This is a genomic window from Thermovibrio ruber (assembly GCF_055380895.1).
Window position 1 is genome coordinate 80,029 of sequence record NZ_AP042397.1, and the last position, 10,758, is coordinate 90,786.

At 45.8% G+C, this 10,758-nt stretch carries 12 protein-coding genes; all 12 read left to right on the plus strand.

The window, feature by feature from the left end; all coding sequences use genetic code 11:
• The first annotated feature begins 28 nt into the window (after positions 1-28).
• Genes ispG through ispF form a run of 12 tightly spaced genes read left to right on the plus strand, consistent with a single transcriptional unit; the run spans position 29 to position 10,753 of the window.
• Entirely contained in the window at positions 29-1,105 is a 1,077-nt protein-coding gene (ispG, locus tag ACZ424_RS00440; protein WP_464904550.1) for a flavodoxin-dependent (E)-4-hydroxy-3-methylbut-2-enyl-diphosphate synthase, read from the plus strand.
• Entirely contained in the window at positions 1,083-1,430 is a 348-nt protein-coding gene (locus ACZ424_RS00445; RefSeq protein ID WP_464904551.1) for a dihydroneopterin aldolase, read from the plus strand. The genes ispG and ACZ424_RS00445 overlap by 23 nt, the downstream gene beginning before the upstream one ends.
• Positions 1,412-2,491, plus strand: coding sequence for a GGDEF domain-containing protein (locus ACZ424_RS00450; protein WP_464904552.1), 1,080 nt, complete (start codon positions 1,412-1,414; stop codon positions 2,489-2,491). The genes ACZ424_RS00445 and ACZ424_RS00450 overlap by 19 nt, the downstream gene beginning before the upstream one ends.
• Positions 2,488-3,099 (plus strand): epoxyqueuosine reductase QueH, encoded by a 612-nt coding sequence (locus tag ACZ424_RS00455; RefSeq protein ID WP_464904553.1) that lies wholly within the window; start codon positions 2,488-2,490, stop codon positions 3,097-3,099. The genes ACZ424_RS00450 and ACZ424_RS00455 overlap by 4 nt, the downstream gene beginning before the upstream one ends.
• A gap of 54 nt (positions 3,100-3,153) precedes the next feature.
• Positions 3,154-5,682, plus strand: coding sequence for a homocysteine S-methyltransferase family protein (locus tag ACZ424_RS00460; protein WP_464904554.1), 2,529 nt, complete (start codon positions 3,154-3,156; stop codon positions 5,680-5,682).
• Positions 5,683-5,717: 35 nt separating this feature from the next.
• Positions 5,718-6,239 (plus strand): adenine phosphoribosyltransferase, encoded by a 522-nt coding sequence (locus tag ACZ424_RS00465; protein ID WP_464905229.1) that lies wholly within the window; start codon positions 5,718-5,720, stop codon positions 6,237-6,239.
• Between the two features lie 14 nt (positions 6,240-6,253).
• On the plus strand, positions 6,254-7,495 hold the full coding sequence (gene fabF / locus ACZ424_RS00470) for a beta-ketoacyl-ACP synthase II (protein ID WP_464904555.1): 1,242 nt from the start codon (positions 6,254-6,256) through the stop codon (positions 7,493-7,495).
• Positions 7,492-8,208 carry a ribonuclease III gene (gene rnc, locus ACZ424_RS00475; RefSeq protein WP_464904556.1) on the plus strand — a complete coding sequence of 239 codons (717 nt, stop codon included), beginning with the start codon at positions 7,492-7,494 and terminating at the stop codon, positions 8,206-8,208. Before fabF ends, rnc begins: the two co-directional genes overlap by 4 nt.
• A gap of 46 nt (positions 8,209-8,254) precedes the next feature.
• Positions 8,255-8,761: a Maf family protein gene (locus ACZ424_RS00480; protein WP_464904557.1), complete on the plus strand. Its 507-nt coding sequence runs from the start codon at positions 8,255-8,257 to the stop codon at positions 8,759-8,761.
• Positions 8,758-9,501 carry a hypothetical protein gene (locus ACZ424_RS00485; protein ID WP_464904558.1) on the plus strand — a complete coding sequence of 248 codons (744 nt, stop codon included), beginning with the start codon at positions 8,758-8,760 and terminating at the stop codon, positions 9,499-9,501. Before ACZ424_RS00480 ends, ACZ424_RS00485 begins: the two co-directional genes overlap by 4 nt.
• Complete coding sequence (locus tag ACZ424_RS00490; RefSeq protein ID WP_464904559.1) at positions 9,479-10,276, plus strand: response regulator; 798 nt, start codon at positions 9,479-9,481, stop codon at positions 10,274-10,276. The genes ACZ424_RS00485 and ACZ424_RS00490 overlap by 23 nt, the downstream gene beginning before the upstream one ends.
• Entirely contained in the window at positions 10,277-10,753 is a 477-nt protein-coding gene (ispF, locus tag ACZ424_RS00495; RefSeq protein ID WP_464904560.1) for a 2-C-methyl-D-erythritol 2,4-cyclodiphosphate synthase, read from the plus strand.
• Positions 10,754-10,758 lie beyond the last annotated feature (5 nt).

Sequence of the window (10,758 nt, forward strand, 5' to 3'; positions counted from 1 at the left end):
TATAGCCAATTCTGAGAAGGAGAAGCCCTTGAGCTGGATAGAGAGGAGAAAGACGAGAACTGTTTGGGTAGGGAAGGTTCCCATTGGGAGCTCCCACCCTGTAGTAGTCCAGTCAATGACAAACACTTTTACAGAAGACGTTGACACGACCGTTGCCCAGATAAAGGAGCTTGAGAGAGTCGGCTGTGAAATCGTAAGGGTTGCCGTCCCCTCTGTAAAGGCCGCAGAAGCTCTACCGGAGATAAAGAAAAAAATATCAATACCCCTAATAGCCGACATTCACTTTGACCACAAGCTCGCTCTCCTCTCAATTGAGAACGGAGCAGACTGCATCAGAATAAATCCGGGAAATATAGGTCAGTGGTGGAAGGTTGTAGAGATTGCAAAGCTTGCAGCAGAGAGGGGAGTTTCTATAAGGGTCGGAGTAAACTCAGGTTCTATTCCTAAAGACGTTTTGAACAAGTATGGAGCTCCCACATCTGAAGCCCTTGTCGAGACAGCCCTTTATTACGCGAAGAGATTTGAAGACATAGGCTTTACAAACCTCAAGTTCTCCCTCAAGGGTTCAGAGGTGAGAACTACTGTAATTGCCAATAAGCTCTTTGCCGAAAAGACCGACTACCCTATTCACATCGGTATAACAGAGGCCGGAACCTTTATCTCGGGGGCAGTTAAGTCTGCAGTGGGAGTGGGAATACTCCTCTACGAAGGAATTGGTGATACCGTGAGGATTTCCCTGTCAACCCATCCCAAGGAAGAGGTAAAGATTGCCTATAAAATCCTCTCTGCTTTGGAACTAAGGAAGAGAGGAGTAGAGGTTATTTCTTGTCCAACTTGCGGAAGGTGCCTTGTTGACGTTGAAACGCTGGCAGAGGAGGTTGAGAAGAGGCTTGAGCACATAGAAGTTCCCTTGAAAGTTGCCGTGATGGGGTGTGCCGTAAACGGCCCTGGAGAGGCTTCATTTGCCGACGTTGGAATAGCCGGTGCTGGTAGCTACTTTATCCTCTTTGTTAAAGGAAAGGTGATAGATAAGCTCTCTCAGGAAGATGCTTTAGAAAGGTTAGTAGAGGAGGCGGAAAGAATTGCAACCGAGAGGAAAACTTGAGAGAACGGTCTTCATTGAAGGGTTAAAGCTCTATTTAAAGTGTGGTCTTTACCCTGAAGAGAGGAAGTTGGGAGTGGAAATTGAGCTAACTGTTGAGGTAACCTCTAAAGAGTTTGTCGACTACCAGGAGCTCTACAGGGCAGTTTTGGATGTTTCTAAGAAGACCTTTACTTACATCGAAGAATTTCAAGATGAATTATTAAAAACTATTCTTGAGAAATGGAATTCCGATTTTGTTAGAATAAAATCTGTTAAACTTAGTGTGCCCTTTCAGAACAGCTTTAAGGGAGCGGGGGTTGAGCTGCTATGGAAAAGAGAAAAATAGAATGTAAACTGCTGAAGCAGGTAAGGGAGAAGAAGAAGCTTACTCCTTCAGAGCTTCAGAAGATAACGGAGATTGCGAAGGAGGAGCTCCGCTTCCTTGCCAGAAACAACATACCTCTGATTCCCGAGAACTACGTCCTCTGGTTTGAGATATTTTGCTACATAATTGAGAACGATTTAAAGCTTTCAGACCTTGAAATAATGGGACTTTTCAAGGAGAAATATCCGACGACGGCTGAAGTTGAGAGCGTTCTTGTAGAAGTGGAGCCGGAGGAGAAGGAATTTATTAAGAAGGTAGCCTCAGAGATAGTTTCGGAAATTGACAGCGTAATAGAAAGCCTTGAGAAACACAACCGGAATCTATCAGAAAAGGAAGAGTCCTTTAAAGAGATAAAGGAAAGTGTTGAAGACCGTTCTGTTAAAGACATGGTAGGTCAAGTCCTTGTAGAGGTTAAGGAGATAAGAAAGCAGAACGAGGAGCTTAAGAAACGTTTAGAGGAAGCCAACAGTCAGATAAAAAAGTTAACTGAGGAGCTTGAGAAAAAGGAGAAAGAGGCAACTGTTGACTTCCTCACTCAAGTCGCAAACAGAGCAAGCTTTGACAGAGCTCTCTCCGACATGGTTAATGACTTCTACCGCAGAAACTACCCCTTTGCGCTGATAATGATTGACATAGACAACTTTAAGAAGATAAACGATACCTACGGCCATCAAGCAGGAGACTATGTTCTTCAGGAGCTTGCCAGGGTTTTAAAGAGTCAGCTCAGAGCCAGAGACGTTATAGCCCGTTACGGTGGAGAGGAGTTTGCAATTCTCTTACCCGGCGTTACGTTCAGTCAAGCCTTAAGGGTTGCCGAAAGGCTCAGGCGTTCTGTAGAGAAACAACTTTTCAAGTATAAAGATGTTCAGATACCTGTGACGATAAGCCTCGGTCTTGCCATGATGAGAGACGGCCTTGACGAGACGGCAATTGTTGAGAGGGCAGATAAAGCTCTTTACCTTGCAAAGCGTTCTGGAAAGAACCAAGTAAAGACAGACCTTGACGTGGAGCTTGAGGAGTGAGAGTTCTTCTCCACATCTGCTGTGCTCCCTGTGCCTGTTACCCTATTAAGTGGCTGAAGGAGAGGAACTACGAAATAGTCGGCCTCTGGTATAACCCAAACATTCACCCCTGCACAGAGTTTGTCAAAAGAATGGAAACCGTTAAAAAGTTAGAGGAAATTGAGGGTATCAAGGTTATCTACTTTGATACCTACGAGCCCGAAAGGTGGTTTAGGGCTGTTGCCTTCAGGGAGGAAAAGCCCGTCAGGTGTCAAGTCTGCTACTCTATGCGCCTTGAGATGGCTGCCGCCGTTGCAAAAAAGGGGAAGTTTGACGCCTTCACCTCAACTCTCTTCTACTCAAAATACCAGAAGAGGGAGTTAATGGTTCCCCTTGCAGAAAACGCTGCTAAGAAGTTCGGTGTTAAGTTTTTAGACGTTGACTTCAGGGAGGGGTGGAAAGAAGGGATAGAGATTTCAAAGGCCGAAGGTCTTTACCGTCAGCAGTACTGCGGCTGCCTCTACTCTGAAAAGGAACGTTACTGCCCTAAAGGGAAGCCTAAGACTGATTGGGTTATAGGTCAAATTCTTGAGGAAGCCAAAAGGGTAATTTCCCACTTTAAAGGCTAACTCCCCTTCACTGCTATAATTCCTTTCAGTTTAAAAACTTTCAAGGAGGCTGACTTGTCTAAAAACCCATTCTTAGAGTCTGAACGGATATGGGTATTAGACGGCGGGATGGGGACGATGCTTATGAAGAAGGGGGTTGACGTTAACTTTGCGCCGGAGTTTCTCAACGTAGAAAGGCCAGAGGTTTTAAAGGAGATTCATTCGGAGTACATAGAGGCCGGAGCAGACATAATTGAGACCAATACCTTTGGTAGCAACAGGATAAAGCTTTCCCACTACGGACTTGAAGACAGGGTAAAGGAGCTTACTGCAGCTGGAGTAAGACTTGCAAAGGAAGTTGCAGATGGAAGGGCTTTGGTTGCCCTCTCTGTTGGTCCAACTGGAGTTTTCGTAGAGCCTGTTGGGGACTATACATTTGACGAGATAGTTGACGTCTTTAAAGAGCAGATAAAGGCGGGAGCCGAGGCTGGTGCAGACCTTGTCCTCATAGAGACCATGTCTGACACGAAGGAGGCAAAGGCTGCAGTTGTTGCAGCCCAAGAGACTTGCGACCTTCCAGTAATGGTTAGTATGACCTACCAGGAGGACGGCAGAACTCTACTGGGAACCCCTCCTGAGGTTTCTGCTGCAATCTTTGAAGGTTTTGGAGTTGCAGCAGTTGGAGCAAACTGCTCCTTGGGACCTGAGAGCTTTGCTGGCCTCGTTAAGAGGATGGCTGCAGTTACGGAAACTCCGATTATCGTTTATGCCAACGCTGGTCTTCCCGTTTTAAAGAACGGAAAGACGATATACCCTGAGCCTCCTGAAACCTTTGGTAAGTATGCAGTTGAGTTCGTTAAAGCCGGAGCAAACATCATAGGAGGCTGCTGCGGAACGACTCCAGACCACATAAAGGCAATCAAAGAAGCCGTTAAAGACTTAAAGCCTGTAAAGAGGAATCCGATTAGGGGAGTAAAGGTTGCAAGCAGAACGAAGTTAGTCTTCCTTGGAACGGGCCACCCAACGAGGATGATAGGTGAGAGGATAAACCCTACTGGGAAAAAGAGACTTCAGGAGGCTCTTAAGAAAGGAGACCTTTCCCTTGTAAAGGAGGAGGCTAAAAGGCAGTCAGAAGAAGGGGCAGACCTTTTAGACGTTAACGTTGGAGTTCCTGGAATAGACGAGCCCTCTGCTATGAAAGAGGCGGTAAAGGTTATTATGGAGACGACAGACCTTCCTTTGGTTATTGACAGTAAAGACCCGAAAGCCGTTGAAGAAGCCCTGAAGATGTGTGACGGAAGGCCTATCGTTAACTCTTGCTCCGGAGAGGAGAAGGACATCAAGAACATACTGCCCTTAGTTAAGAAATACGGGGCAAACGTTCTCCTCCTTGCGATAGACGATGAAGGATTAAAAGAAAAGGCGGAGGATAGGGTTACTGTAGTTGAAAGGCTTTTAAAGGAGTGCGAGAAGTTAGGAATAAGTAAGGACTCCACAGTTGTAGACGTTCTCAACCTTGCAGTTAGTGCAATGCCCGAGGCAACGGTTGAAACATTGAAGGCCATAAGGCTTGTAAAGGAGAGGTTCGGAATAGCCACAACTCTTGGGGTAAGCAACGTCTCCTTTGGCCTTCCTGCAAGGTCACTGATTAACTCTGCCTTTATCTCTATGGCCATTTACTCGGGGTTAGACTCCGGAATTGTCAACACAGGCGACTCAAGGATGGTTGAGACCATATACGCCTCAGATGTTTTAGTCGGTAAGGACAAGGGAGCCCAGAGGTTCGTTGAAAGGTTTCAGAACTATAAACCTAAAGGCGAAGATAAGGAGTGTAGGGAGCTCCTTAAGAAAATCTGCCAACTCACCTGTTCCTTTGTCGGTGGAGAGAAAGTTTCCCTTGAGTTTGAACCGAAGGAGGAGAAGAAAGAGGAGAAGGGGGAGTCAAAGGAGGAAGAGGGAGCTCCCCCGGGAGTCTTAGGAGAGATCTTTAAAAAAGTCCTTGAAGGTGATAGAGAAGGGATAGTTGAACCTACCGAGAGAGCTCTCAAAGAGTATGAGCCTATAGAGATAAGCGATAGAGCTCTAATACCTGCCTTAGACGTTGTTGGAAAGCGGTTTGAGAAGGGAGATATATTCCTTCCTCAGATGCTTCGCTCCGCCCAAGCCGTCCAGTCGGCCTTTGAGATACTGAAAAGGGAGATGAAGAAGAAAGGAGGAGACATAAAACTCGGTGGTAAGATTGTTATGGCTACAGTCCACGGAGACGTCCACGAAATCGGGAAGAACATAGTTATAACGATGCTTGAAAACAGCGGGTTTGAGGTTGTAGACCTTGGGACGAACGTTCCACCCCAAAAGGTCGTTGAAGCTGCAAAAAAGGAGAAGGCCGATATCGTTGGGCTAAGTGCCCTGATGACGACCACACTTCCTGCAATGGAGGAGACGATTAAAGCTATACGGGAGGCAGGTTTGGACATCCCCGTAATCGTTGGTGGGGCGGTCGTTACTCCTGAGTATGCCGAGTCTATAGGGGGTATTTACGGGGAAGACGCCCAAGAAGCTGTTAAAATTGTCAAAAAACTGCTCAACGTGGAGGAAAAATGAGCGTCAACGAAACCGATTTAAACATTCACAAAGAGATAGAGGAGCTTAAGTCCCTAATCAGGGACGTTCCGGACTTTCCAAAACCTGGGATAGTCTTTAAGGACATCACTCCCCTTCTACACAAGCCTTGGGCTTTTCAAAAGGTTATTGACTACATAGGGAACAGATACATCGGAGCAGGAGTTGAAATCGTTGCCGGAATAGAGTCAAGGGGATTCATCCTTGCCGCAGCCCTTGCCTATAAGATAGGGGCAGGGCTTGCAATAATCAGGAAACCTGGGAAACTTCCCTACAAAACGATAAGTGCAACTTACACTCTTGAATACGGCGAGGACAAGATAGAAGTCCACGAAGACGCCATTCGGGAAGGAATGAAAGTTGTTCTCATAGACGATGTTTTAGCAACTGGTGGAACGATGAGCGCAGCAATAGACTTAGTTGAGAAGTTAGGTGGAAACATTATCAGCGTTGACTTCCTCCTTGAGCTTACCTTCTTAGATGGAAGGAAGAAGATAGAGGAGAGAGGATATCCCGTATTTTCACTGATAAAGTTCTAACTCAGGAGTAGAAAATGGGAAGGAGAGTTGTTATTACAGGGTTAGGCGTTGTTTCTCCTGCAGGGAGCTCCCTTGAGAAGTTCTGGGAGAACTTAACTGCTGGTAAATCTGGAATAGGAAGGATTACAAAGTTTGACCCTGAAGGCTTCCCTGTTCAGATAGCCGGCGAAGTGAAAGACTTTGACCCTCTCCAGTACTTTGACAGGAAAGAGGTAAGGAGAACAGACCCGTTTATCCAGTTTGCAGTTGGAGCTGCAGTTCAGGCCGTTGAACAGTCCGGTTTAGAAGAGTCTGACGTAGATAAAACGAGGGTCGGCGTTCTAATCGGTTCCGGAATTGGTGGACTTTCAACGATTGAGCAACAGCTAAAAATTCTCTGGGAGAAAGGACCCAGGCGTGTTTCTCCTTTCTGCGTTCCGATGGAGATAATAAACATGGCTTCAGGTCTTGTTTCTATAAGGTTTGGCTACAAAGGGCCAAACATTTCAGTTGTTACCGCCTGTGCTACAGGAACCCACACAATAGGTGAAGCCTACAGGACGATCCAGTACGGCGATGCAGACGTTATGGTTGCTGGAGGAGCTGAAAGCTGTATTACTCCACTTGCTGTTGCCGGTTTTGCTGCTGCAAAAGCCCTCTCAACCCGGAACGATGAGCCTGAGAAGGCCAGCAGACCTTTTGAGAAGAACAGAGACGGTTTTGTAATGGGAGAGGGAGCTGGAATTGTCGTTCTTGAGGAGCTTGAACATGCCAAGAGAAGGGGGGCTAAAATCTTGGCAGAAGTTGTAGGCTACGGAACGAGCGGAGATGCCTACCACATGACGGCTCCGGCTCCTGAAGGAGAAGGGGCAGCAAGGGCTATGGCTAATGCCCTAAAGAATGCCGGAATTAAACCTGAGGATATTGACTACATAAACGCCCACGGAACTTCAACCAAGTTCAACGACCTCTTTGAGACTATGGCCATAAAGAAGGTCTTTGGAGACCATGCCTACAAGGTGAAAATAAGCAGTATAAAGTCCATGATAGGTCATCTCCTTGGTGCAGCAGGAGGCGTTGAGGTCGTTTCCTCTGTTATGACTCTTCAGACCGGAGTAATTCCTCCAACTATCAACTACGAAGAGCCCGATCCTGAGTGTGACCTTAACTACACTCCAAACGAGGCTGTTAAGGTAGACGTTAGGTATGTTCTCAAAAACTCCTTCGGGTTTGGCGGAACAAACGCCTGCTTGGTTTTAAAGAGGTATGAGGATTGATAGGGAGTGATAAGCTGGTAGAGCTTGAGAGGAAGCTCGGTTATTCCTTTAAAGATAAAGGTCTTTTGAGGAGAGCTCTCATCCACCGCTCCTTTGCCTTTGAGAAGGAGACAGGGGAGAACTACGAGGTTTTGGAGTTCTTGGGAGACGCCGTAATCGGCCTGATAGTCAGTGAGGAGCTGATTAAGAGGTTTCCCGATAAAAGCGAAGGGGAGCTCTCCCAGATTAGGGCTTTCTTAGTTAGTGAACCTTCCCTCTCTGAGCTTGCAAAGACCGTAGACCTCGGAAAGTTCCTCTACCTTGGTAAAGGAGAGAAGAGAAGCGGAGGGAGTAAGAAGAGCTCCCTCCTCTGTGACGTCTTTGAGGCGGTTTTCGGAGCTCTCTACTTGGACGCCGGATTTGAAAAGGCAAAACAGGTATTTAAGGAAAAGTTCTTAAAGAAACTCTGGGAAATTTTAAATAACGCCGTTACCTACAAGGATTTCAAGAGTTACCTTCAGGAGATAACCCAGAGAGAGTTTAAAGAGATTCCGGTTTACAATGTCGTTAGTTCCGAGGGGCCGGAACATGAGAAGACATTTACAGTTGAGTGTAGGATTAAAGAGTTAAAGACTACTGGGACTGGTCGCTCAAAAAAGGCTGCCGAGCAAGAAGCGGCAAAGGAGATGCTGAAAGCCTTGGGGGTAATCGGTGATAACTCCAAGCCAAATTAAAATAGCCCTTATCTCTTCCTCCCCCAGGAGGAAGGAAATACTGGAAATGGTAGGCTTTAAGTTTAGGGTTGTAAAGGTTAACGCTGCAGAAAAGGAGTATCTTTCACCTTACGAAACTGCCGTTAATAACGCCCAATCAAAGTTACTTGCGGCAAAAGACCGGATTCTGCCGGACGAGATAGGACTTGCTGCAGATACCATAGTTGTTTTGGGAGACAGGGTTTTAGGAAAACCCTCGTCAAGGGAAGAGGCAGTTGAGTTCTTGAAAAAACTCTCCGGATTCTGGCATACAGTCATTACAGGATTCTCACTCCTTGTTAACGGCCGTCTTGTTTCTTCTTACGAAGAGAGTAAGGTAAAGTTCAAAAGACTTACGAGAGAGGAGATTGACTGGTATATCTCTACCGGTGAGCCTTTAGACAAAGCTGGAGCTTATGGAGTCCAGGGGAAGGGAGCTCTCTTTATAGAGAGAATAGAGGGGGATTTTTTCAACGTTATGGGACTTCCTATAGGTAAAATTTACGATATACTTAGCTTAGAACTAAAAGAATGAGGATTAAGGAGATGGGCGTAGGGGCTGCTACTCTAATTGTTGCTGTAACCTTCTCTGCCATAGGTATTGTTGTCGGTATTTTGATATCAAAGTTCCTGTCGGGTAGAGAACCTCCTCAACCGGACTTAACCGGAATAAAGGAGAGGATAGAGGGACTTTCAGACAGAATAGCCGTTTTAGTTGACGGGATTAAGGAGAAGATAAAAAAAGCTCAGTCTGAAAGGGTTGAGGAGTTAAAGAGAAACGTTGACGGCCTTCTATCTGAAATTGACAGATTGAAGAGCTCCCTCTACAGGTTAAACCTAACTGAAGGTTCAATATCGGCTTTAGAAAGGGCGGAAAAACTCTTAAAGGAAATAGAGTTTAACCTTCCTAAAATTGATGAGTCACTGCTTACACAGGTGAAAGACAGCCTTCTTATTCTGAGAAACGACGTAGAAACTCTCCTCTCAAAGACCAAAAAGAGCACTAAACCAACTTCTTCTGCTGTTGACCTGTCTGTAGTAGATTCCATTATAACCTCTCTTGACTCTGCACTTTCTCTCTCAAAAAGGCTTAACACCCTCCTTGTAAAGGGAGAGCTTACTGCTATGGCAAGCTCTTTTAAGAACGAGGAGTTAACTTCATTGGTTAAAGAACTTGACGACCAAGCTCTTAACTCTAAGGAGTTGGTTCTTCTCCTTGAGGACGTAAAGAAAAAACTGGAAGAGGTGAGAGATGAAGCTTCTCTACGTAGATGATAAGAAAACTTGGCACAGGCTTTTTGAAATAGTTCTCTCACTCAGAGGAATAGATGTCCTTCATGCCTACACCCCTAAAGAGGCACTTAACGTTGCTAGCTCAGAGAAGCCCAATTTGGCTGTTGTTGACGTTTCCCTTTCCAACGGGACAGGTTATGATGTTATTCCAGACCTTGTTAAGTTGGGTATTCCCGTTATCCTCATAGGCCACAAGGCTGAAGGATTTGATAGAGAAAAGGCTATCTCTTTAGGTGCTTACTCTACACTTGAGAAACCCTTTACTGTTGAGGAACTCTTAGACCTGTTAAGACAGGTTAAAAAAGAAGTCCCTCAACTTGAGGAACAGTTAGAGCTTACCGTTCCTGAAAGTGGCGAGTTTGGAGTTGTTAACCTTGAGCCGGAGACATCTGAAATTTCGGTTCCAGAGTCGTTAGAGCCGGAAGTTCCAGTTCTCCCTGTTAAGGAGGAGCTTGAAGAAAACGTTCCTGTTATTCCTGTTGAGATTGAGGAGGAAAAAGAGGAACAATTGCTTCCACAGGAGCCTGTTGAGAAATTAGAAGAGACGGTTAAAGGAGAAATTCCTCAGACTGAACCTGTCGTCAGCGAGGCAAAACAGGAGGTTAAGCGTAAAGCCGAAGAGGTATCAGGGATTACTGTTCCTGAGGAGAAGGTAGAGGAGATAATAAGGGAGATTGCTTGGGAAGTTGTTCCTGAAATAGCTGAGAAGGTTATTAGGGAAGAGGTTGAGAAACTGATAAGGAGCCGCCTTGCCTGAATGTTCAGAGTAGGAATAGGCTATGACGTTCACGCCTTAGAACCCGGTTATGAGCTTACTATTGGCGGCGTTAAAATTCCCCATGATAAAGGTCTTAAAGGCCACTCTGACGCAGACGTTCTTGTTCACGCCATCTGTGATGCCATTTTGGGAGCTCTCTCCTTAGGTGACATCGGTAAACACTTTCCCGATACAGACCCTCAGTTTAAGGGGATTTCAAGTCTGAAACTTCTCTCCCACGTTTCTAAACTCGTTAAAGAGAAAGGTTACACTGTCGTTAACCTTGACTCCGTTGTGGTGGCTCAGAGGCCGAAACTGTCACCCTACATTGAAAAGATGAAAGAGAACATCTCTTCTGTTCTTGCTATACTTCCCTCTCAAGTTTCCGTAAAGGCTACAACAACCGAAAGGCTGGGTTTTGAGGGCAGGGAAGAGGGTATCTCTGCCTACGCTGTTGTCCTTTTAAAACAGCTTTAGGAGGT

Bases quoted from the DNA above. Each gene is read 5' to 3' on its own strand.
- ACZ424_RS00485 (WP_464904558.1), top strand. From the start codon at position 8,758: ATGAGGATTAAGGAGATGGGCGTAGGGGCTGCTACTCTAATTGTTGCT.
- ACZ424_RS00490 (WP_464904559.1), top strand. From the start codon at position 9,479: ATGAAGCTTCTCTACGTAGATGATAAGAAAACTTGGCACAGGCTTTTT.
- ACZ424_RS00480 (WP_464904557.1), top strand. From the start codon at position 8,255: ATGGTAGGCTTTAAGTTTAGGGTTGTAAAGGTTAACGCTGCAGAAAAG.
- fabF (WP_464904555.1), top strand. From the start codon at position 6,254: ATGGGAAGGAGAGTTGTTATTACAGGGTTAGGCGTTGTTTCTCCTGCA.
- ispF (WP_464904560.1), top strand. From the start codon at position 10,277: ATGTTCAGAGTAGGAATAGGCTATGACGTTCACGCCTTAGAACCCGGT.
- ACZ424_RS00450 (WP_464904552.1), top strand. From the start codon at position 1,412: ATGGAAAAGAGAAAAATAGAATGTAAACTGCTGAAGCAGGTAAGGGAG.